Source organism: Thalassospira xianhensis MCCC 1A02616, assembly GCF_003326475.1.
Classification (GTDB): Bacteria; Pseudomonadota; Alphaproteobacteria; order Rhodospirillales; family Thalassospiraceae; genus Thalassospira; species Thalassospira xianhensis.
The window spans coordinates 1-21689 of the sequence record NZ_JPWA01000030.1; the positions used below are offsets into that span (position 1 = coordinate 1).

The 21689-nt window shown below is 52.8% G+C and carries 21 protein-coding genes and 1 riboswitch; of the genes, 10 read left to right on the top strand and 11 right to left on the bottom strand.

Going from position 1 to position 21689, the window contains the following annotated elements; all coding sequences use genetic code 11:
• The first annotated feature begins 415 nt into the window (after positions 1-415).
• Both TH5_RS19290 and TH5_RS19295 read left to right on the top strand, forming a co-directional pair.
• Positions 416-1171, top strand: a complete 756-nt coding sequence (locus tag TH5_RS19290; RefSeq protein WP_114123227.1) for a glycerophosphodiester phosphodiesterase family protein — start codon at positions 416-418, stop codon at positions 1169-1171.
• Between the two features lie 99 nt (positions 1172-1270).
• Positions 1271-2707, top strand: a complete 1437-nt coding sequence (locus tag TH5_RS19295) for an MATE family efflux transporter (protein ID WP_114123228.1) — start codon at positions 1271-1273, stop codon at positions 2705-2707.
• An 82-nt stretch (positions 2708-2789) separates the two neighbouring features.
• On the opposite strand, the gene TH5_RS19300 is transcribed toward TH5_RS19295, so the two are convergent.
• Together TH5_RS19300 and TH5_RS19305 are read right to left on the bottom strand one after the other, a co-directional pair.
• On the bottom strand, positions 2790-4052 hold the full coding sequence (locus TH5_RS19300) for a hypothetical protein (protein ID WP_114123270.1): 1263 nt from the start codon (positions 4050-4052) through the stop codon (positions 2790-2792).
• A gap of 120 nt (positions 4053-4172) precedes the next feature.
• Positions 4173-5132, bottom strand: coding sequence for an AraC family transcriptional regulator (locus TH5_RS19305; RefSeq protein ID WP_114123229.1), 960 nt, complete (start codon positions 5130-5132; stop codon positions 4173-4175).
• 179 nt (positions 5133-5311) lie between these two features.
• Here TH5_RS19305 and TH5_RS19310 point away from each other — a divergent pair, with 179 nt between their 5' ends.
• Genes TH5_RS19310 through TH5_RS19320 form a run of 3 tightly spaced genes read left to right on the top strand, consistent with a single transcriptional unit; the run spans position 5312 to position 7194 of the window.
• Positions 5312-5824 (top strand): low molecular weight protein-tyrosine-phosphatase, encoded by a 513-nt coding sequence (locus TH5_RS19310; RefSeq protein WP_244204981.1) that lies wholly within the window; start codon positions 5312-5314, stop codon positions 5822-5824.
• A 3-nt stretch (positions 5825-5827) separates the two neighbouring features.
• On the top strand, positions 5828-6682 hold the full coding sequence (locus TH5_RS19315) for a fructosamine kinase family protein (RefSeq protein WP_114123230.1): 855 nt from the start codon (positions 5828-5830) through the stop codon (positions 6680-6682).
• Between the two features lie 41 nt (positions 6683-6723).
• Positions 6724-7194: a c-type cytochrome gene (locus TH5_RS19320; protein WP_167443600.1), complete on the top strand. Its 471-nt coding sequence runs from the start codon at positions 6724-6726 to the stop codon at positions 7192-7194.
• A gap of 69 nt (positions 7195-7263) precedes the next feature.
• Here TH5_RS19320 and folE read toward each other — a convergent pair whose 3' ends face one another.
• The 3 genes from folE to metZ form a co-directional block, all read right to left on the bottom strand.
• The gene (gene folE / locus TH5_RS19325) at positions 7264-7854 is read right to left on the bottom strand and encodes a GTP cyclohydrolase I FolE (protein ID WP_062952206.1); all 591 of its coding nucleotides are present in this window, start codon (positions 7852-7854) and stop codon (positions 7264-7266) included.
• A 68-nt stretch (positions 7855-7922) separates the two neighbouring features.
• Positions 7923-8315 carry a Co2+/Mg2+ efflux protein ApaG gene (apaG, locus tag TH5_RS19330; protein WP_114123232.1) on the bottom strand — a complete coding sequence of 131 codons (393 nt, stop codon included), beginning with the start codon at positions 8313-8315 and terminating at the stop codon, positions 7923-7925.
• 213 nt (positions 8316-8528) lie between these two features.
• Positions 8529-9731, bottom strand: a complete 1203-nt coding sequence (gene metZ / locus TH5_RS19335) for an O-succinylhomoserine sulfhydrylase (RefSeq protein WP_114123272.1) — start codon at positions 9729-9731, stop codon at positions 8529-8531.
• Between the two features lie 77 nt (positions 9732-9808).
• A riboswitch (SAM riboswitch) is annotated at positions 9809-9883 on the bottom strand.
• Between the two features lie 216 nt (positions 9884-10099).
• Between metZ and TH5_RS19340 the strand changes: the two genes are divergently transcribed.
• The 3 genes from TH5_RS19340 to TH5_RS19350 all read left to right on the top strand — a co-directional run bounded on the left by TH5_RS19340 (position 10100) and on the right by TH5_RS19350 (position 13843).
• Complete coding sequence (locus TH5_RS19340; RefSeq protein WP_114123233.1) at positions 10100-10888, top strand: TVP38/TMEM64 family protein; 789 nt, start codon at positions 10100-10102, stop codon at positions 10886-10888.
• Positions 10888-12315 carry a dihydrolipoyl dehydrogenase family protein gene (locus TH5_RS19345; RefSeq protein ID WP_114123234.1) on the top strand — a complete coding sequence of 476 codons (1428 nt, stop codon included), beginning with the start codon at positions 10888-10890 and terminating at the stop codon, positions 12313-12315. The genes TH5_RS19340 and TH5_RS19345 overlap by 1 nt, the downstream gene beginning before the upstream one ends.
• A gap of 67 nt (positions 12316-12382) precedes the next feature.
• Positions 12383-13843, top strand: coding sequence for a sensor histidine kinase (locus TH5_RS19350; protein ID WP_114123235.1), 1461 nt, complete (start codon positions 12383-12385; stop codon positions 13841-13843).
• A 165-nt stretch (positions 13844-14008) separates the two neighbouring features.
• Here the strand turns inward: TH5_RS19350 and TH5_RS19355 are convergent, their stop codons facing one another.
• The 4 genes from TH5_RS19355 to TH5_RS19370 form a co-directional block, all read right to left on the bottom strand.
• On the bottom strand, positions 14009-14614 hold the full coding sequence (locus TH5_RS19355) for a DNA-3-methyladenine glycosylase I (RefSeq protein WP_114123236.1): 606 nt from the start codon (positions 14612-14614) through the stop codon (positions 14009-14011).
• Between the two features lie 31 nt (positions 14615-14645).
• Positions 14646-14933, bottom strand: a complete 288-nt coding sequence (locus TH5_RS19360; RefSeq protein ID WP_114123237.1) for a YciI family protein — start codon at positions 14931-14933, stop codon at positions 14646-14648.
• Positions 14934-14970: 37 nt separating this feature from the next.
• Positions 14971-15552, bottom strand: coding sequence for a TetR/AcrR family transcriptional regulator (locus TH5_RS19365; protein WP_114123238.1), 582 nt, complete (start codon positions 15550-15552; stop codon positions 14971-14973).
• Positions 15553-15736: 184 nt separating this feature from the next.
• A complete protein-coding gene (locus TH5_RS19370; protein WP_114123273.1) occupies positions 15737-17185 on the bottom strand; it encodes a TrkH family potassium uptake protein in 1449 nt (482 codons plus the stop codon).
• Positions 17186-17531: 346 nt separating this feature from the next.
• Between TH5_RS19370 and purU the strand changes: the two genes are divergently transcribed.
• Both purU and TH5_RS19380 read left to right on the top strand, forming a co-directional pair.
• Complete coding sequence (gene purU / locus TH5_RS19375; RefSeq protein WP_114123239.1) at positions 17532-18398, top strand: formyltetrahydrofolate deformylase; 867 nt, start codon at positions 17532-17534, stop codon at positions 18396-18398.
• Between the two features lie 228 nt (positions 18399-18626).
• Positions 18627-20063 carry a sensor domain-containing diguanylate cyclase gene (locus TH5_RS19380; RefSeq protein WP_114123240.1) on the top strand — a complete coding sequence of 479 codons (1437 nt, stop codon included), beginning with the start codon at positions 18627-18629 and terminating at the stop codon, positions 20061-20063.
• A 69-nt stretch (positions 20064-20132) separates the two neighbouring features.
• Here TH5_RS19380 and TH5_RS19385 read toward each other — a convergent pair whose 3' ends face one another.
• Both TH5_RS19385 and TH5_RS19390 read right to left on the bottom strand, forming a co-directional pair.
• Positions 20133-21140 carry an aspartate-semialdehyde dehydrogenase gene (locus TH5_RS19385; protein ID WP_114123241.1) on the bottom strand — a complete coding sequence of 336 codons (1008 nt, stop codon included), beginning with the start codon at positions 21138-21140 and terminating at the stop codon, positions 20133-20135.
• 290 nt (positions 21141-21430) lie between these two features.
• Entirely contained in the window at positions 21431-21619 is a 189-nt protein-coding gene (locus tag TH5_RS19390; RefSeq protein ID WP_208638492.1) for a DUF3012 domain-containing protein, read from the bottom strand.
• Positions 21620-21689: the final 70 nt, after the last annotated feature.

Here is a 21689-nt window from a genome sequence, read left to right on the forward strand (position 1 = left end):
CCCTCGCCGAGCCTGTAAATACCTTTTTTGAAGTTTTTCTGAGATTTTTGCAGATTGTTTTTTTCACCCCCGAAACGGTCCGCACAAACACTGGTCTTTCCGGGGTTTTGCATTGAAATCCCTTAATTGAAGAACATCACACTGCCCCTGTGAAACAGTCATGAAACATCGGAAAACCGATAAAAACAATCGGATCACTGCGGGAATCCGATATGGAGTCCAATGACTTCGGTGCGAATATGAAAAGAGTTACGTTCAAATCGACACAAGATTTTCGCTTTTTTACAGAAAGCATCAGGCGTATGAGAATCGCAACGCTGATTTAACCTGCCGATCCGGGCAAATAGATTTCGCTTGAAACACGATTACCCGGCTCTGATGCGCATTTGCCACCCGATATATAAAGGTCCGAAACGTGATCGAGATTCCCCATATTGTCGCCCATCGCGGCGCATCCATCGAAGCCCCGGAAAACACCATTGCCGCCTTTAGGGTGGCCGGGGCGCGGCAGGCCAAATGGATTGAATGCGACGTGACGCTGAGTGCCGATAACCAGTGTGTGCTTATTCATGACGACACACTGGAACGGACCACCAACGGAACAGGCCCGATCCACATGCAGCCGTTAAGCGTGCTGCGTGAGCTTGATGCCGGTTCATGGTTTTCAGACATATATAAAGGCGAGCGCATTCCGACACTGAGCGACACGCTCGAAACCCTGTTCTTTATGGATATGGGAGCCAATCTTGAAATCAAGCCATCGGGCTGTGATCCGGTGCGCCTGTGTCAGGAAGTTGCCAAAGAACTTGGCAGGGCAAAGAAACTTCCGATCCTGCTTTCAAGTTTTGACGACAATGCGGTTGCGGAAATCAGGCGGCTTTTGCCCGATATGCCGTGCGGCTGGCTTCTGGAAACACTGCCTGTCAATTGGCATGAGGAATACACCAAACTTGGTGCCAGTGCGCTTCATATCGATCACAAGGCGCTTGATCCCGGAAAAGCCGCGGAAATCGTTGCGGCCAATGTGCCACTGGTCTGTTATACCGTCAATGATCCGGACCGTGCCCGCGAATTGTTTGGCTGGGGCGTGACATCGGTCATTACCGATGATCCCGCAAAGATGATTGCCGCAATCCCGCGTCATCCCAACCCGCAGGGCCGGAACAAATAAGTCGACAGGCACGATAATAATCACGCGGCGTGCGCCACCCGCCATTGCATTGCACCGCAATGACTGCCGCGCAAAAATGATAACGAGGAAACGAAGACAATGACGATCACACCACCCGGCGCCCCACCGGGTATGCCCCCCAATCATCCGGAAGGATTGCCGCCGAATGTTCCTCCGGTGCCGCTTTACCCGCATAACCGTGTAAGACGCCACTTGAGCGAACTGTTCCGTCTGGCATTACCGGTGGTGATTGCACGGCTTGGCATGCTGATCATGGCGGTTGTCGATACGATTATCGTCGGCAATTACGATAGCGCCAGTCTGGCCTATCTGAACATTGCGCATGCGCCTTTTACATCATTGATGGTTACCGGCATCGGACTTCTGACCGGGGTAATGATCCTGACATCGCATTCGGTCGGGCGAAACAATCTGCGCGAGGCCGGGCAGACATGGCGGGCTTGCATGCCCTATGCCGTTCTGATCGGCATTGCTTTCATGGTCCTTACTTGGAAATCCGACTGGTTGTTTATGGCGACCGGCCAACCGGACGAAATCACCGAGCATGCCAGTGCGCTGGCGATGATCCTGTCCATCGGGATGCCCGGTGCGTTGATTTATATTACTTGCAGCTTTTTCCTTGAAGGATTGCAACGGCCATTGCCGGGCATGGTCATGATGATTGGTGCCAATTTCGTCAATCTGGTGCTGGATTACGGGCTGGTTTATGGCGCGTTCGGCCTTCCCGAAATGGGGGCCGAGGGTGCGGCATGGACATCGACCGTCATCCGTTGGGTCATGGCGATCAGCCTGCTGGCATATATCCTTTTGATGCGCAGCCATTCCGATTATGGCATTCGTGACGGCTTTTCTGGCTGGTGGCGTCATTCACGCGATGCCCGCCATATGGGATATGCCGCCGGGGCAAGCCAGGGTATGGAAACCAGCGCCTTTGCCGCCATGCAGCTCTTTGCTGGCCGGCTTGGGGTTGTTGCCGCGGCAAGTTACGGTATTACCATGACGATGCTGGCATTGATGTTCATGGTAGCCCTTGGCCTGGCGTCAGCGACATCCGTTCGCGTCGGCATCGCCTATGGCAGGCGCGACCGGCCTGATATGGCACTGGCCGGATGGATTGGACTTTTGACGACCATGACCGTGATGCTGCTTCTGAGCGCGCCGCTTTACTTCTTTCCGGGGCTGGTGGCGCATCTGTTCAGTCAGGATGCCACAGTTATTGCCACGACTGCCGGTGTTTTGATCCTGATGCCGATCATTTTCCCGACCGATGGCGGACAAAATGCCGCCATCAGCGCGTTACGCGGTGCCGGGGATAAATGGGTCCCGACGATCCTGCATCTGGTGTCATATATATGTGTGATGATCCCGGCCGGTTATTATCTGACCTTTGTCGCCGGGCTTGGCGTTGCCGGGCTGTTCTGGGGGATTGTGATTGCAAGCCTTGTCGCGGTTAGCGGCCTTGCCATCCGGTTTGCGATTGTATCGAGCCGTCCGATCAAAGCCTATCAGCAATAGACAATCGCCTCGTCACTAAAAGAAAGGTCCGCCGAATATCCTCAGCGGACCTTTTATTTTGCGCGTTTGCCTACATGCAAAGCTATGCGCGCACCGCATCGAGTTTAAGGCGCGGCATCAGCAGATCACAAAATGGCAGAACCAGCGTATCCAGAGCCGAAGCCGCCCGTGCGACATCAATGCGTATGATGTGCTGCTCGATATCACGCTGGGTCGCAAGTTCGCCCAAGGGCGAGAGTTCCGGCAGGGCTTCGACAAGGGCTGCGTAAAATGCGATCTGATCCTCGCGTGCTGTTCCCGCCGCAAGATTTCCGAGATGGTTATAAAGCGCCATCGCAAGGAACCAGCGGCAATAGGGCATCAAGCCTTGCAGAATTTCGGCACGTTGCTGCGGCTGGACATATTGCTGCAAATCAGGATCAAGCCAGACGGCATTTTGCACCCCGGCAATGAACGCATTGCGAAGAGCCGGATTGGCATCATTGAAAAACACCACGGTTAGCCAGCCAGAAAGATCATCAAGCGCGGCACGCCGCGTTTCCGGATCCGCCTTGCGATCAAAATCAAGGGCCGGCATCGGCGGCAAACCCGACATGGCAAGCGTTGCGACCGCCGGATCGATCAGCGCATTGGCAAGCCATGCCTGATGCCAGATTTGCATCGGCCTGAAATAGGGTTCCTTTTCCACCCCACCGGCTTCGATCCAGCTCTCGAGCAAATGGGCCCGTCCGAGCGATATACCAATACGAAGCGCGTCTTCAAAGCCCATCCCGCCACGCAGGAATGGATCGCCCAGCATATCTTCAAGCAGGGGCAAGGTTGCAAACACATGGTCGGAACGAAGTCCTGCCCCCACCGGCTGATAATACCCCGCGGCATCCCGATGACCGATCAAGCTGCGTGCGTGTTTGCCCAATGATCCCCAGAAGGTCAGACGCACCGGTTCGGCACGCTTGCGCCAAAGCGGGCGGGTCATGTGCCAGCTTTCGGTTTCGATCAGGGATATCGTCATGGACGCAGCCAGCCGGGCAAGAGGTTTGGCAATGGCGTCATCCAGTTCAGTCACAGAACCGACATGGGCAACAGACAGCCGCCAGCCGGGCTGTTCATGTGGATGACGATCAAGCCATAAATGGGCGAACCCGTTTGAACCACCCCGCTCAGCCGCAGGTGCAATCAGATCAAAGAACAGGGCAAGCGATGCCGGGACATCGGGCACATCATGATTGCCAAGCGGATCACCAACCTGCCAGGTCCGGATCATTACATCTTCCGCATCCGGGCGATCCCGGAAGAATGGCGGCAGGAAGCCTGCATACTGATCGTTTGCGGATGTATCGGTCATGGTCGCCTCGCAGTGTGGCGGCGTGTCTGGCATCACCGCATTTGTATCGGGTATATATTTCCCTGCTGATACCCAACGAATTGCGACCGGTCAATTGGCACGGATTTTCAATTACGCTCGTCAAGCCCGCGTCAGCCCCGCATGACCAAGACTTGCTTCACGGTAGACAGAAGGCGGCATCCCCACCAAACGACGAAAATCGCGACTGAAATGGGCATTGTCGGTGAAGCCGCACCAAAACCCGATCTCACCCACGGTCAGGCTGGTACCATTCAGCAGTCGACAGGCCTCCCGGACCCGAACGAGACGAAGCAGATCGGAAAACCGGCTGTTGGCCTGTTGCAACCGACGTTGCAAAGTCCGGCCTGATGTATCCAGCGCAGTGGCGACATCATCAATCGTCCAACTGCGCCCGATATCATGTTCAAGCACCGCACACAGCTTTTGCACGACAGGTCGACTGTTCCCGACAGTCGGAGCCGTTCCGGGCATGTTAGCCATGAACGGATAGCCCGATGAGATGGCGACATAGCTTTGCCAGCTGATGCGGAAGCGTAAAGCACGCCCTGCGAAATCAAGTTTCTTGATCAGCTTTCCGTTTCGGATCACCGGAATGGCCGGGCCGTGGCTTGGCAGGATCGCGCTGCTGACATTTTCGACACCAACTGCTTCGAGCAAACCAACCATGAAGCCATGCAGCAGAAGGTTTTCAACCCGTGCCGGGGGCTGGCCGCGCACAGCGCCGCGATGCAATGTCAATGATTTGCCGGTCGCCTGATAGTCTGTCCGGCTGCGGGCGTGGGAATATCCTTCAAGACGGTGCCAGCGATCAGCGATCAGTTCGGGTGTCGCCCCCTGACGCAGCATGGTCAGAACCGGCTGCTGTTCTTTAAGGGCAAGATGACGCCCAAGACGAACCAGCACCGCAGGGCCGTTGGTTTCTTCGAGAGAAAGAAGGATGCTGCGCAGACGCGAACTGGTGATGACGGTGCCATCCGCTACCAGATCATAGCCCTTCGGCAACCAGGCCAGTTGCCGAATCAGCGCAATATGCAAACCGAACGATACGAATTCCTGCATTACCCGTCACATTTGGAAATTACTAGTTGGCGCGATCATACAAACATATGACATGGCTGTCAGCTTACCGCTGAAAATGTCACGAAGCTGTTACATTGATTACTTTTGCGCCCTGAGATCATAATTTCGAATGGTTCCATTGCATTCCGTTGCACAGATCAGGATGACTGTGCCAGTCTGTGGATATTCTGTTTGCAACTACTGAAAGCCATACCGTGATCAAGGTTCTGTTTGTCTGTACCGGAAATATCTGTCGTTCGCCCACGGCTGACGGCGTTTTCAGGACCATGGTCAGCAAGGCCGGGCTCAGTTCACATATCGAAGTCGATAGCTGTGGCCTGTCGGGATATCATGTAGGCGAACTGGCGGATTCAAGATCACGGGAAATGGCCGCAAGCCGCGGATATGATTTATCCCCATTAAGATCCCGTAAAATCAGCCCGTCTGATTACAACGATTTTGATTATATTCTGGCAATGGATGACGGGCATCTGGCAGACATGCAACGACAGTCGCCGACCCGGCATCACGAGAAACTTGCGCTGTTTCTTGATCATCATCCCGATCGCAAAGGCCAAAGCGTTCCCGATCCCTACTATGGCGGAACAAACGGCTTTGTTTCGGTTTTTGATATGATCGAGGAAACGTCAAATGCCCTTTTGGCCCATATTCGGGAAAAGCACGGAATCTGATTGATGGATTTACATCCGGTAACGCGGAAGATTACCGAACTTACCGGTAGTGAGGTTATCGCATCCCGCCCGCTTCCAGGGGGATGTGTCGCCGATGTCAGTCAGATGGAACTGCAAGATGGCCGCAAGGTGGTGGTCAAACAGGGCGGCGAGACCAACCTTGCGATTGAAGGAGCCATGCTGACCTATTTCGGTACGCATTCCCCCATTCCCTGCCCCGCGGTTCTATATGCCGAGCCCGCGTTGCTGATCATGGATTTTATCGAAAATGATGGCCACATGAACGGTCAGGTCCAGCGTGATCTGGCTAATCTTCTGGCCGAACAGCATCAGGTTACACAAGAACAATTCGGGTTGTCGTTCAAAACGCTGATTGGCGGCCTTGATCAACCCAATCATCTGACAAATAGCTGGGGCGAGTTTTTTCGCGATCACCGGCTGCTTTATATGGCAGATCAGGCGTCCCGGTATGGACGGTTACCCTCCCCTCTTTTTTCCCGGATCGAAACGCTTGCGGCAAAACTTGGTGATCTTCTGCCGTCAGATGGCGTCCCATCCTTGTTGCATGGCGATTTGTGGGGAGGGAATATTCTGTGTGATAAAGGCAAAATTGCAGGACTTGTTGATCCAGCGATTTATTATGGAGACCGCGAGATTGAACTTGCCTTCGGTACATTGTTTGGTGACCTGACACCTGCATTCTTTGACCGATATGGGGAAATTTTGCCGATCCAGCCGGGATTCTTTGAAGAACGCCGCGATCTTTACAATCTTTATCCCCTTCTCGTGCATGTTCGTCTTTTTGGTGGATCCTATGTCGGGTCTGTGGATCGCATTTTGACACGTTTTGGGGTATGAGACCTCAAACCCGCATTCAAACACAAAAAGAAAACAGGCTTATGAGAACCGGAATACTAGTTGGCGCAACAGTTTTTGCCACCGCGATCAGCATTGCTGCTGTCGCACATGAAGGTGCAAAAGGTGTCGTAAAGGAACGGATGGATGGCATGGAAGTCATCGGCAAACAGGTGAAGATGATGGTGCCAATGTTAAAGGGGGAACTCCCCTATGACCCGGCCAAGGTCGAACTGGCTGCCATGAAAATCAGCAGCCATGCAGGATCGGCCTTCACCGAACTGTTCCCGACCGGTAGCACAAGCGCCCCATCCGAGGCGTCGCCTGAAATCTGGGAGAAATGGGACGCGTTTTCCCGATTGGCAGATGAACTTGCGATAAATGCCGACATGCTAAAGACGATTGCCGCCAAAGATGCCGCGTCGGGCAGCAACGACACCGGTGAGTTTGACGATGCATTCCGTAACGTGCTGCAAACTTGCAAGTCCTGCCATCAGCAGTTCCGCGCCGACTAGGCAAGGGGCTGCGTGAATATGACAAAGGCCGCCCCCAGAGGCGGCCTTTGTTCATTAGAATCGAAAAACCTAGCGACCGATCATCGCGAAAAATTCGCGCCGTGTGATCGGATCATCGCGAAATGCACCAAGCATCCGGCTGGTCACCATCGAAACACCGGTCTTGTGGATGCCGCGTGTGCTCATGCATTGATGGTTTGCATCAATCACAACCGCAACACCCAGCGGATCAAGTTCTTCCTGAATGGTGTTGGCGACCTGTGCCGTCATTTTTTCCTGAATTTGCAACCGCTTGGCATAAACCTCGACCACGCGGGCAAGCTTCGAAATACCGACAACACGGCGACGCGGCAGATAGGCAACATGGGCGACACCAATAATCGGCACCATGTGATGTTCACAATAGGACTCGACCCGGATATCGCGCAACACGACCATTTCGTCGTAACCGTCGGTTTCCTCGAAGGTGCGGCGCAGAATGTCCGCCGGGTCCTGTTGATAGCCTGCGAAAAACTCGCCGTAGGACCGCACGACACGATCTGGTGTCCCGCGCAGACCTTCGCGGTCGGGATCATCGCCTGCCCAACGAAGCAGTGTACGAACGGCTTCTTCTGCTTCTTCACGCGATGGGCGTTTAGCGACGCTGGTTTCGCTGCACATATGGTTTCCTCTTTATAACTCTGTCCTGTGGGTCATGTGCTCCCGACCCTATATTTCTGTCAGTTCATTTAATTAACGGTGCGCTGGCTATGCGGACTGTCGAGTGAAAATGCCGGAATTTCAATATCAAACCGGTTTCCATCCATATCAGTCATTTCATAAGTACCAACCATAAAACCGCTTGGCGTCGCCAGTGGCGCACCGCTTGTGTAGTTGAAACTTTCGCCACTGGCCAGAACCGGCTGTTCGCCGACCACACCCGATCCACGTACTTCCTGTGTCGATCCCCGGGAATCGGTAATGCGCCAGTAACGGTTTAAAAGCTGTACAGTTTTCGGGCTCTGATTTTCGATGACAACCCTATAGGCCCAGACATAGCGATGGCTGTCCGGGTCCGATTGTTCATCAAGGAACACCGGTTGCACGGATACTTTAATGTCGCGGGTCACGGATGAATACATGCAAAACTCCAGGCCAATCTTTATGCAGTCCTTCTGCCAAGGGCGTTGCGCTGTCACGGCGTTGCTCGGCTTTTATTTAGACAGTCCGGGTCCCAAGTGCCAGATGTCTGTCATCAAATTAAAATCCCCATCACATTCGATCCTCAAAAGAAAAGGCGGCCCACGCAGAATACGGACCGCCCGATTTAGGCATTCTGCCGAATCTGCTGTGTCTTATACGCGCAATGCCGCAGTCAGATCTTCCTTGAGATCGTCAATATCCTCAAGCCCGACCGAAAGACGCAACATGCCCTCGGTGATCCCCATCGTGATCTTGTCTTCAGCCGGAACACGCTGATGGGTCGTGGTCCACGGGTGGGTTGCAAGACTTTTGGCATCACCAAGATTGTTCGAAATATCAATAAGCTGCAGGTTATCAAGCAACGAAAAAGCAGCCGATTTACCACCGGCAAGCTCAATCGCGATCAATCCACCGCCACGTCCGGACATCTGTTTCATGGCCAGTTCGTGCTGCGGATGGCTTTCAAGCCCCGGATAGATAACGCGCGATACCTGCGGCTGTTCCGAAAGGAACCCGGCAAGAGCCGTTGCGTTGCGGATATGCTGATCGACACGCAGACCAAGTGTCTCGAGCCCTTTCAGGAGAACCCATGCGTTGAACGGGCTCATACTGGGGCCAGTGTGACGCAGGAACGTGGTCAGGTGATTATCGTGCCATTCCTTGTCATTGAACAGGATCGCACCGCCAAGGCAACGTCCCTGGCCATCAATATGCTTGGTCGCGGAATAGACAACAATGTCCGCGCCCAGTTCCATCGGTTTTTGCAGGATCGGCGTCGCAAAGACGTTGTCGACAACCACTTTCGCCCCGGCCTTGTGCGCAAGATCGACGACAAAGGCGATATCAATGACTTCAAGGGTCGGGTTCGACGGGGTTTCAATGAAGACCGCATCAGCCGGTTTGGACAGTGCCTTTTCCCATGCGGCATGATCGGTACCGTCAACCAGTTCGGTTTCAACACCAAAACGCGGCAAAAGGGTTGTCAGGATAAACTCGCATGATCCGAAAAGTGCGCGCGATCCGACGACACGACCACCAGCCTTGGTACAGGCAATAAGCGCATTCCAGACGGCCGACATGCCCGACGCCGTCCCACGGCAATAAGACGCCCCTTCAAGCAGCGCCAGACGTTCTTCGAACATCGCCACGGTGGGGTTGGCAAATCGGGAATAAACAAAGCGTTCCGGGCCAGTGCCATCAAAGGATGCTTCGGCCTCGGCGGCTGTATCGTAGACATAGCCGGAATTCATAAAGATGGCTTCGGAGGTTTCATTAAACCCGCTGCGCGCCGTACCACCCCGGACAGAACGGGTGGCAGCGCGCCATTTATCGGAAGCCTTTTTATCGGTCGTCATCGTATCGCTCCTATATGCCCGGTCATATTGGCATTTGCCGGACACAAAAAAACCCTGACCGGCACGATGGGTCAGGGCCGAAGCCACGATTACCCTCTTTAGCGATTTTTTACGTGGCCGCAAGCCGGTCGACAAATCCCACGATGAATATGACGATACGACCTGCTTTACCCAACGTCAAGCATCAGGCTTTCACCTGAATTGACCAGATACCCTTTTAATCCTCCTTGCATATGCTCTCCGGACCTTCACGCAATGTTGAAAGCAGTTCATGAGCATTCCGCGTTTTTTCCCTCTAATGTTCGACCAAGACATGTAATCCTTTGGAAACGGCTTCTGATACGAATGCCGTAAAGACAATAGAATCAATGGCCAAGACACAAACAATGACGGCAGACCAGCATTCCAACGATCACACCGATAAAGGTCAGACAAAAACTGCCCGAACTTCGTTGTGGCGCAAGTTGTTGCCGGTTTCGATCCTGATTGCCGGGTTGGTATTGGCGTGGGCAAGCGGAATTTTAGATTACCTTTCGTTCGATACCCTTCGCGAGAATCGCGATATCCTTCAGGCTTTCGTCGCAAACAATCCGGTTTCAAGCATTGCCGTCTTCATGGTGACATACGCGATTGCCGTCGCCCTGTCGCTTCCGGTCGGATCACTTTTGACCATTTTGGGCGGTTTTCTGTTCGGGACGGGGTTTGGCACAACCTACGTTGTGATCGCCGCCACCATTGGTGCAACGGTGGTTTACCTGGCGGCACGTTACGCGTTTTATGATTTGATGCATGCAAAGGCGGGCAACGCCATCCGCAAAATGGAAACCGGTTTTGCCGAGAACGCCTTCAGCTACCTGATGGTTTTGCGTCTTGTTCCCCTGTTTCCTTTCTGGCTGGTAAATCTCGTTCCGGCTTTGCTTGGCGTGAAGTTTCGTTCCTTTGTTATGGGAACCGCGATTGGCATTATCCCGGGGACATTTGTTTATGTTTCCATAGGGGATGGCCTGGGAGCCCTATTTGATCAGGGAAAGACACCCGATCTTGGCATTATCTTTGAACCCAGGATTCTGACCCCGATCATCGGCCTTGCCATCCTGGCACTGATTCCCGTGATCTATAAAAAATTTCGTAACCGTAATGTCGGGACCAGCACCTAATGAATGAAGTGATCAAGACCGACATCTGTGTGATTGGCGCCGGTTCCGGCGGGCTTTCCGTTGCCGCAGGGGCGGTGCAAATGGGGGCAAAGGTTGTCCTGATTGAAAAGGGCAAGATGGGGGGGGACTGCCTGAATACGGGCTGTGTCCCGTCAAAGGCTCTGCTGGCGGCAAGCCATGCCGCAAGTAACGCACGGGCAGCATCGCAGTTTGGCGTTACCACCGGCCCGGTTTCGACAAACTTTGCGCATGCAATGGATCATGTCCGTTCAGTAATAGCCGATATTGCACCACATGATTCGGTTGAACGGTTTGAAAAGCTTGGCTGTACGGTCATTCAGGCAGAAGCCCGGTTCACCGGTCCTGAAGAAGTCATCGCCGATGGCAAGCGCGTTCAAGCAAAACGGTTTGTCATCGCCACCGGTTCGCATGCTTCGGTGCCACCGATTGACGGGATCGCCGATGTTCCGTTCTTTACCAACGAAACCATCTTTGAAAACCGCACCTGCCCTGATCACCTGATTATCATCGGTGGTGGCCCGATCGGCCTTGAAATGGCACAGGCACATCGCGAACTTGGTGCAAAGGTTACCGTGATCGAAATGTTCACGATCCTTCCCAAAGATGATCCCGATCTGGTTGCCGTCATCCGGGACGAGTTGGAGGCGGCAGGCATAAGCCTATATGAAAAGGTCAAAACGCAGCGGATCGAAACCCATAACGGGCAGATCCGTGTCATGATCGAACGGGATGGCACAGAAATCACGATTGAAGGCAGTCACCTTCTGGTGGCCACCGGACGCAAGCCAACGGTCGACAATCTTGGTCTTGATGAAGCTGCCGTCACTTACAGCCCACGCGGGATCGAGGTAGATAATCGCCTGCGCACAAGTAACCGCAAGATCTTTGCCATTGGCGATGTTACCGGCGGCCTGCAATTTACCCATATGGCCGGTTATGATGCGGGCATTGTTATCCGCAATGCACTATTCCGCTTGCCCGCCAAAATTGATCACAGCGCGGTTCCTTGGGTGACATATACCAGCCCGGAACTGGCGCAGGTTGGCCTGAGTGAGACGAGCGCGTGCGAAAAGTTCGGCGACGCAATCCGGGTCGTGACCTGGACCTATGCCGAAAATGACCGCGCAAGGGCCGAAGCCCGGACCAAGGGCTTTATCAAGGTCGTCACCACCCCAAAGGGAAAAATCCTTGGCGCGGGTATAGTCGGCCATCAGGCCGGGGAACTGATCGGACTTTGGTCGCTGGCAATATCAAAGAAAATGAAGATCGGTGCCATCGCCGGAATGATTGCCCCATATCCAACACTTGGCGAACTATCCAAACGGGTTGCCGGGGCGTGGTATACACCCAGCCTGTTTAACGACAGAACCCGAAAGATTGTCCGTTTTCTTCTGAAGCTTGGCTAAGGCAGGAACGCAGGAACAAGCTTCTGAAACGCTGTACATTTTTCCCGGTCTCTGGCTAACATTCGTCATGGAACGCCCGCATCTCAAACTGCCCCCATGGGCCAAATCGCTGTCTGCACGCCTGCTGGTGCTGACTGTCGGCTTTGTCATGCTGGCAGAGATTTTCGTCTTTGCACCCTCGGTCGCGCGCTATCGGGTTGACTGGCTCAAGGCCCATCTTGATTCCGGCTATCTCGCTGCCTTGGCGCTGGAAGCGACTCCCGATCAGATGATCCCTGACGATCTGGAAAAGGAACTGCTTTCCAATGCGGGAATAGAGGCCGTTATTTTACGCCGCGATGATCGCAAATTATTGCTTCAACGCGACGATATGCCCGCCAAAGTGGATTACGACGTCGATCTGACGACCTTTTCCATCCCGATGGCTTTGTACGATGGTCTTTCAACCCTGACTCAACCACATGACCGGATGTTACGCGTTGTAGGCATGCCCTCCATGGCGCCAGATTTCGAGATAGAAATACTAGTTCATGAAGGGGGTCTGGCCGAAGACATGCGCAATTTTGGCTGGCGCGTGATGGGATTGTCACTGGTGATTTCGTTCTTCACTGCCGGTCTGGTTTATTTCGCGCTGAACCGGCTTCTGGTCCGGCCAATGCGGACGTTAACCAGTGACATGATCCGTTTTCGCGAAAATCCGCAAGATCAGGGATCGGTCATCGTGCCGGATGACCGTGACGATGAGATTGGCATTGCAAGGCACGAACTTGCCAACATGCAACATGATCTGCAGGCGATGTTAAATCAGCGCCGCCGTCTCGCAGCCCTTGGAACCGCTGCGACGAAAATCAGTCATGATCTTCGAAATGCGCTGGCAACATCAATGCTGATGACCGAAAAACTGGCACAAAGCGAGGATCAGGAAGTCCGTGCTGTCGTACCGCGCTTGCTATCATCGATGGAGCGCGCGGTTTATATCAGCGAGCAAACCCTCTCCTTTGCCCGCGAAGCCCCGCCAACACTTGATATCGCGCGCTTTACCCTGATCGAATTGATCGAAGAAATTCGCGATCAGATCTTGCTGCAAAATGGCGATGACAATCTTCTGACGCCAGAAACCCCTGATGCGATCAAGGAACCGTGCAAGGCGAAAATTCAGATTGAACTGCCCGCCGAATTGATGATTGAAGCCGATTACGATCAGCTTTTCCGCGCGTTCAGCAACCTCATCCGCAACCCGCTGGACGCCGGTGCAACCAAAGTTACTATCAAACAGGCATCAATGGCAGCTACGGATAATGCGGATGTATTCGTAGAAATCCAGATCATTGATAACGGCCCCGGTCTGCCTGAAAAGGCGATCAAAAATCTGTTCGTTCCCTTCGCTGCCACAGGCAGAAAAGGCGGTACGGGTCTTGGCCTGGCCATCGCGCGCGAACTTATCCTTGCCCACAAGGGGGACCTTCGCCTTAGCGCAACCGGACCGGACGGTGCAACCTTTTGTGTGACCTTGCCCGTCATGGCCTGAAGGAAAACTCATAATAAATAGATTTTATCTATCGAATTTAAATTAACATTCGATTTTACCGAATGAATATGATTTGGCATTGTTGCGTCAAGGCGATGCTGGACCGATATCCCGATCCCCGATCCGCTCCTGACCCAAGGTCTGGCATCGCCACCTTCTCCAGAATCACGGCCTTTCAAATTCCCGGCGCGCCGCATCGATTACCGGTCGCATGAAGCATCCTTTTGCATGATCGTTGATCAATCCCATCGCCTGCATGAAGGCATAAACAGTGGTTGGACCGACAAATTTCCAGCCGCGCTTTTTCAAATCTTTGGAAATCGCCACCGATGTATCAGACGTAGATGCAGTTTGCGGTCGGCCATTAGGCCGTTCCTGTGGCTCGAACCGCCAGAAATAGGCGGCAAGCGATCCTTCTGTCGCGACCATTTCGCAGGCACGGTTGGCGTTATTGATGACAGCTTCGATCTTGCCGCGATGGCGGATGATACCGCCATCCTGCAACAGCCGTTCGACATCATCTGGTGTGAATTTCGCAACACGATCAAAATCAAAATTATCAAATGCCGCCCGGAAATTTTCTCGCTTGGTCAGAATGGTGCGCCAGCTCAAACCTGACTGAAAGCCTTCCAGACAGATTTTTTCAAACAATCGGCGATCATTACCAACCGGAAAGCCCCATTCCCTATCGTGGTAAGCATCAAATTCCGGTGCTGCATCACACCATTTGCAACGTGCTTTACCGTCTGCGCTGATCGTTGTGGTCCCCATCTTCACCCCTCTTTGGTCATTCGTGAAAATGTCACGCCATCATGAATTCCAGACGCACATCCGTTCTGGCCGGAGTGATTTCAATGATTTCGGCCTCAACAACCTGTTCGGCAACAAACGGGTCTGCATTCACACGCACCATCAATTCCTCAAACGTTGTGTTATGGGCAAGAATTCCGCCACCACGATTGGGTTGAAGGTTTCCGACCACCAAAAAGACACCATCGTCAAAGCCTTGGCTGATCCATTTTTTATGAGCATCCATGAATTGCGATGCCTTTGCCCGGTTATCCGAAAACGTCAGTAAAATGGTAAACATTGATATTCTCCGAATGGCTTGCGTGCGTATTTCCGTTTCAGGTACGGGCCGGACAAATCTGGGCATCCAGCCAGTCGCACATTTGACTGACTTCCTGCTGCACGAATTTCTCATCACCAAAGGCATTGGCAAGAGCCGCAACACCCTGACTTCGGGCGAGCAAATGCATCGCCAGATCATCAGACCTTTCCGCGCAGCCCAGTCTTTCGAACTGACGACACAGCCATAGGCGGAAAAGAGTGAAAAGACCCACGGCATCACTCTGCGCAGCATGGTTGAGCTTTGCCAGTTCGGCAGAAAGCGTTCCGACCGGACAGCCGTAGCGTCGGATTTTTTCGCCGTTGACGATCAGGATATGAATGAAGCTACTGATACGGGCAGCCGGATCTTCTCCTTCTGCCTCCCAATGATCCAGCATCTGTTCGGTATTGGTCAGGCGCCGATTGATCACCGCATCAAGGATCTCATCCTTGGTTTTGAAGTGATAATAGAAATTTCCACGTGATATACCAACTTCGCCCGCGATATCGGCAAAGGAGGTTGGTTCGAACCCCTGTTGATAAAACAGCTGATCGGCGGCCTCGACAATCCTGTCTCGCGTACCTTGTTCCACGGCCATTCCTTTTCGTCCCTGTTATGAGCGCCTGAAACTTCATTAGGACATTTGCCCTATTTTATTAGGTCAAATGTCCTAAATTGTCAATCCGACAAATCACAGCGCGTTCGGCATGCCGCCAGCAAACCAGAGCAGAGGAAAACCCCCGCATAAAGCAGGGCGTTATAAAAGACTGAAAAAGGGGAACTCAGTCGCGCCAGAAGGCCGGGAAAAGCAGCACCAGAACGGTGAAAACCTCCAGACGCCCGATCAGCATGCCAACCGACATCAACCACTTCGCCCCGTCCGGCAGGGTTGCAAAATTCCCCGACGGTCCCACAATCGGACCAAGTCCGGGGCCGACATTCGCAATCGCGGTACCGGCACTTGAAACTGCCGTAATGAAATCAAGGCCCATTGCACCAAGGGCCGCTGCCAGAACCACAAAGCAGAACACGAACAGGAAGAAGAAGCTCAGCACCGATTCCGTGACGTCTTCGGAAAGCGGTTTACGGTTATAGTAGGCAATGAAAACCCCATGTGGGCGGAGCATGTGTGAGAGCTGGATTTTGGCAATTTCATAAAGAACCTGAAGACGGAAGATTTTAACCCCGCAGGTCGTCGATCCAGCACAGCCCCCCACGAACATCACAAAGAAAAACACTGTCACAGCAAACGGTCCCCAAAGCCCGTAATCCGTGGTGGCATAACCGGTGCCGGTCATTACCGATACAATGTTAAAAGACGTGTATCGAAGCGCATCCAGAAACACGACATTATTTGTTTCCGAATGCCAGATACTAAGCCCCAGAATGATGGAACTGGCAATTGCCACGAACCAGCGGACCTGCCCATCCACAAACAACGCAGATGCCTTCCCCCGCAAGGTTTGCAGATAAAGAATGAAGGGCAACGCACCGGCAGCCATACCCAGCGTGATAATCACATCGACAGCGGGGTTATCAAAGTGCCCGACCGACGCATCCTTGGTAGAAAAACCGCCTGTGGCAATTGTCGTCATTGCGTGCGCAATTGCATCAAATCCCGGCATACCCGCCCACCACAACAGGATGGCCCAAATGACGGTGAAACCCAGATAAAGGCTTGCGATACCAACGGCGATCTGGGTGGCACGCGGAAATGCCTTGTCCGACTTATCGGAGTTTTCCATACGGAAAAGCTGCATCCCGCCGACACGTAGCATCGGCATGACCGCAATCGCCATAACAATAATCCCGATCCCGCCCAGCCACTGCAGAAGTGCCCGCCACAACAAAATCCCGGGCGGGGCCGTATCAAGCCCGACAATCACGGTTGAGCCCGTGGTCGAAATACCCGACATGGCTTCAAAAAACGCGTCCGTATAGCTCATATCGAGGTCGGAAAACGCAAACGGCAGTGCCGAAACTGCAGTCAAAACAACCCAGCTTGCAGTTGTCAGAATAAAGGCCTGACGCGATGTGATTTTAAGATTGTCGGTTCGGTTCATCATCACCAATGCACCGCCAATGAAAAGCGATACAGCCGATGCCGCCGAAAATACCAGCCAATCCCGCTGCCCGTAATACAGATCAACAAGGGCCGGAATAAACATCCCGACCGACAGGGTGCACAGCAGAATACCGATAATAAAAAGGATTGGACGAAAATCGATCAATGAACAGCCCCGCACCATGTTTTGCACCCGGTATTTGTGAACCGGGCATCACATGTGTTCGCAATTATCTCTGACATTCTGCCTTGCATAGCCGAAAAACCGGCCGCGTTACATCTTCTTCCGTCAAACGAAGCGGAATTCTTGGCACATGCCCCGCCAATGTCCAGCTTTTAAACGTATGGTTCCTGCGCTGATTGTGATTTCATGCCTGCAATCATGCAGCTATGCGAATTGCGTCTATCAGCCTTGGTATAGCTTGTTTGCCGCCAATTCCGGGTTGGCATGACTTGCCAAGGCCGCTATATCGCTTGCAGATCAAAATTCAAAACCGAAAGATTCAGCGGAAATGTCCGAACTCGCCAAAACTTTTATCCTGACGATTACCTGCCCGGATACATTCGGGATCGTCGCCAGTGTCACCAGCTTCCTTGCCGAGGAAGGCGCGTTCGTCAACAAGCTGGAGCAGTTCGGCGATCCGCAAAGCAATCGCTTTTTCATGCGCGTGAAATTCGATGCCGGCCGTGCCTTGCGCACGAAGGTCGAGTTTGCCGATAAATTCGCCAGCATCGCCGATAAATTCACGATGCAATGGGAGCTTCATGATTTCCATCGGAAACCAAAAGTGTTGCTGATGGTGTCAAAGTTTGGCCACTGCCTGAACGATCTGCTGCACCGGGTTGCTTCGAACAATGTGCATATCGAAATCCCGGCGATTGTTTCCAACCACGAAGACATGCGTGGTATCGTCGAATGGTACGGTATTCCCTATTACCATCTCCCGGTAAACAAGGAAACCAAGGCAAGTCAGGAAGCAAAACTTCTGGACATCATTGACGAGCACGACGCCGATCTGGTCGGCCTGGCGCGCTATATGCAGGTTCTGTCAACGGATCTGTGTCGCGCGCTCGAAGGACGCTGCATCAATATACACCATTCGTTCCTGCCCAGCTTCAAGGGTGCAAAACCCTATCATCAGGCCCATTCACGCGGCGTGAAACTGATCGGGGCAACAGCCCACTATGTCACCGCCGATCTTGATGAGGGCCCGATCATCCATCAAGCCATCGAACATGTCGATCACACGATGACGGCCGAGGATATGGTTGAAATCGGGCGAGATATCGAATCTGTCGTTTTCTCGCGCGCGATCCAGATGCATTGCGAACATCGCGTTTTCCGTAACGGGAATAAAACGGTTGTCTTCCGCCGATAAAAGGCTGGCAAAAGATATCTGACACCAACAAACCACCCGTCCTAATGACTGGTGGTTTATTTTTTGATATGCATTACCACCTATGAAAGTAATGAACGCAATCGACAAAATGGCCGATAGAAAACATGCGAATTTTCGAATAAGTTATATTCTGGGACAGTAAAATTCCCTGAATAACAATAGCTTGCAACGAATTACGTTGCCCTAGAACTACCTTGGGGGCTTTCCGTGCCTGGAAAGAAAATTTATTTCGCTATCGTTTTGTGCATTTTGCTGGTTGCCGGCTTTCTGACCACGAGTTTCGTAAGTTTTTACGTCGCCCGGCAATCACTGGAACAGCAAATTGCCGAGAGCACACTACCGCTGACCAGCGACAATATCTATTCCGAGATCCAGCGTGACCTGCTGCAACCGATCTTTATTTCATCACTGATGGCGCAGGATACTTTTGTCCGGGACTGGACGCTCGCCGGGGAAAATGACCCTGAACAAATCATCCGCTATCTCGGTGAAATCCAGATGCGATATGATACTGTCACGTCCTATTTTATCTCGGACAAGACCCGTAACTATTATCACCCGACCGGTGTGATCAAGCAGGTATCCGAAGATGATCCGGCCGATTTCTGGTATTTTCAGGCACGCGACGATCAAAAACCCTATGAAATCAATGTCGATCATGACACTGCGGACCGATCACGTCTGGCGGTTTTCGTTAATTATCAGGTCCGCGACTATGACGGAAATGTCATCGGCATCACCGGTGTTGGCTTATCCGTCAATTCCGTTACCCGCCTGATCGAGACCTATCAGAAACGTTATGGCCGAACGATTTACTTTGTTGATCTGGAAGGGCGGATCACCCTGCACGGCAGCGGCTTCGGGACGTCCGAAACACTGCACGACCGCAATGGAATTCGTGTCCATGCCACCCAGATTCTGACTTCCCCTGGATCCTCGATTACTTACGAGGACCACGGAGAAACCTATTTCGTAAACAGTCGCCTTGTTCCGGAATTCGGCTGGTTGCTGCTGGTCGAACAGAAAGAACATATCGGTGACCAGAAGATCGAAACCACCTTCCTGATCAATATCGCTGTATCGCTTCTGATTACCGCGATTGTCGGCATTGCCGCCTATCTAACGATCCGGAATTATCAAAGCCGTCTGGAAGAACTCGCATCACGTGACAAGCTGACCGGCGCATGCAACCGGCAGGTCTTTGATCTCGTGTTTGAAGGTGTGGCCAAATCCTGCAAACGGCGTGCGGAACCTTTAGGCGTTGTCTGTATCGATCTTGACGAGTTCAAGGAAGTTAATGACACCTTTGGCCATCCTGGCGGCGACGCAACGCTTAAGGAAGTTGCCACCACCATTCGCCGTCATTCACGTGAATCCGATACTTTGTGCCGCTGGGGCGGTGACGAATTCATCCTGCTTCTGCCCGGCCTTAGTCGCCAGGAAGCAATGACGAAAGCACGGGAAATTTCCGACGCGATCCGCGAACATCCGGTACGCTTCGGGCGGGATACCATTCTGGTCACGGTTAGTGCAGGTATCACCGAGTATCGAGACGGTGAAGAGTTTGAAACACTTATAACTCGTGTTGATAACGCGCTTTATACTGCCAAAAATGCTGGTCGCGATCATATTTCGGTCGCCTGATCGGCCCTGCCAGACAAACAAAAACGGCCCCGAAATCGGGGCCGTTTTCATTTAGATCCGTTATATCTTTTAATCAGCGATATAGGCTTCTGCGATCTGGACCGCGTTCAACGCTGCACCTTTAAGCAACTGGTCACCGGCCACAAACAGTTCCAGACCATGATCACCAAAAATCAGGTTTGAACGGATACGACCGACTTCTACGTCGTACTGCTTCGTCGCATTGATCGGCATCGGATAGACATTATTAGCCGGATCATCGACCAGTTTAACACCTTTGGCACTGGCCAATGCTTCACGTGCAGCAGCCGGCGTAACGACCTTTTCGGTTTCAACCACGATGGATTCCGAATGGGTCCGCTCGGTCGGAATACGCACCGCCGTGCAAGATACTGGCAGGTTCGGCTCACCAAATATCTTCCGGGTTTCCCAGGTGACTTTCATCTCCTCACGGGTGTAACCGTTTTCCTGGAAGCTATCGATATGCGGGATAACGTTGAACGCCAACGGATGAGCAAAGACTTCGGCCGGAACAGGTTTGCCTTCAAGCCCCGCTGCCAGACCTTCGCGCAGTTCGTTCATACCCGGCTGACCGGCACCTGATGCCGCCTGATAGGTCGAAACGATGACCTTTTTCAGGCCGAATGCCTTGTGCAACGGCCACAGCGCCACAGCTGCAATCGCAGTGGTGCAATTCGGGTTGGCAATCAGCTTGGCGGTCTTGGCAAGGTCACCATTGATTTCCGGCACGATCAACGGCACATCGTCATTCAGACGGAATGCCGAAGAGTTGTCGATCACCAGCGCGCCCTCGGCAATCTGCGGGGCGAATTCCTTGGCGAAATCACCTGAAACTGCAAGAAAGACAATGTCGCACTGTTTGGCTTCTTCAACCGAAAACAGTGCGATGGTCTTAGTGCCGTACTTAGTCTCCACGGTCTTGCCTGCCGAACGCTCGGACGCGAACAGGGTGAGTTCACCCACAGGGAAGTTGCGATCAAACATAACATTGATCAGCTCGACGCCAACCGCACCGGTTGCGCCGATCACACCGACATGGAGATTTTCGGCACTCATAATAATTGTCTAACCTCGTATAAAAATTGTTGTCGCTTTCGACTTACGCGATTGCTCGCGGGCCGCGCATTATAAGGATTTCTTTTGCGTTGGCAAATGCACCTTGCTGCATCGCACGCATGCACAGCAATCTTGGAACTCAAACGCAACCCGAAACGAGTTGTTCCATGCATTTTTCTCAGGATTTTGTGCAAATTTTTGCCCTTTGGCAGTTTTCCGGCAAGCCGGCGCCAAAGGGCAAACACCTAAATTCAAACGAGAAAGATTGCCTGATCACAAAGAATCGAAAATCAGAAAACGCAATGTTTGGCGAAATCGGTGGCCTCGTTGGCGGACCAGTCGCCTTTTGGCTTTTCCTTCATGTCTTCGCACCATTCCTTGCTGCCGACTTCTGGTGAACAGGCGCCAAGCACCCCCGCCATCATCAAAAGCGATACACCAAAAACGAGTTTCCGACCGGGAATGTTCCACATTGCCATTTGCATGTCTTTCCTTGTTTGTTTCAACGAAATCTGCCGCCCAGTTTAGGCAAAATCAGGGCATTGTCGC

Bases quoted from the DNA above. Each gene is read 5' to 3' on its own strand.
- TH5_RS19295 (WP_114123228.1), top strand. From the start codon at position 1,271: ATGACGATCACACCACCCGGCGCCCCACCGGGTATGCCCCCCAATCAT.
- TH5_RS19300 (WP_114123270.1), bottom strand. From the start codon at position 4,052: ATGACCGATACATCCGCAAACGATCAGTATGCAGGCTTCCTGCCGCCA.
- TH5_RS19305 (WP_114123229.1), bottom strand. From the start codon at position 5,132: ATGCAGGAATTCGTATCGTTCGGTTTGCATATTGCGCTGATTCGGCAA.
- TH5_RS19315 (WP_114123230.1), top strand. From the start codon at position 5,828: ATGGATTTACATCCGGTAACGCGGAAGATTACCGAACTTACCGGTAGT.
- TH5_RS19320 (WP_167443600.1), top strand. From the start codon at position 6,724: ATGAGAACCGGAATACTAGTTGGCGCAACAGTTTTTGCCACCGCGATC.
- folE (WP_062952206.1), bottom strand. From the start codon at position 7,854: ATGTGCAGCGAAACCAGCGTCGCTAAACGCCCATCGCGTGAAGAAGCA.
- apaG (WP_114123232.1), bottom strand. From the start codon at position 8,315: ATGTATTCATCCGTGACCCGCGACATTAAAGTATCCGTGCAACCGGTG.
- metZ (WP_114123272.1), bottom strand. From the start codon at position 9,731: ATGACGACCGATAAAAAGGCTTCCGATAAATGGCGCGCTGCCACCCGT.
- TH5_RS19340 (WP_114123233.1), top strand. From the start codon at position 10,100: ATGGCCAAGACACAAACAATGACGGCAGACCAGCATTCCAACGATCAC.
- TH5_RS19345 (WP_114123234.1), top strand. From the start codon at position 10,888: ATGAATGAAGTGATCAAGACCGACATCTGTGTGATTGGCGCCGGTTCC.
- TH5_RS19350 (WP_114123235.1), top strand. From the start codon at position 12,383: ATGGAACGCCCGCATCTCAAACTGCCCCCATGGGCCAAATCGCTGTCT.
- TH5_RS19355 (WP_114123236.1), bottom strand. From the start codon at position 14,614: ATGGGGACCACAACGATCAGCGCAGACGGTAAAGCACGTTGCAAATGG.
- TH5_RS19360 (WP_114123237.1), bottom strand. From the start codon at position 14,933: ATGTTTACCATTTTACTGACGTTTTCGGATAACCGGGCAAAGGCATCG.
- TH5_RS19365 (WP_114123238.1), bottom strand. From the start codon at position 15,552: ATGGCCGTGGAACAAGGTACGCGAGACAGGATTGTCGAGGCCGCCGAT.
- purU (WP_114123239.1), top strand. From the start codon at position 17,532: ATGTCCGAACTCGCCAAAACTTTTATCCTGACGATTACCTGCCCGGAT.
- TH5_RS19385 (WP_114123241.1), bottom strand. From the start codon at position 21,140: ATGAGTGCCGAAAATCTCCATGTCGGTGTGATCGGCGCAACCGGTGCG.
- TH5_RS19390 (WP_208638492.1), bottom strand. From the start codon at position 21,619: ATGGCAATGTGGAACATTCCCGGTCGGAAACTCGTTTTTGGTGTATCG.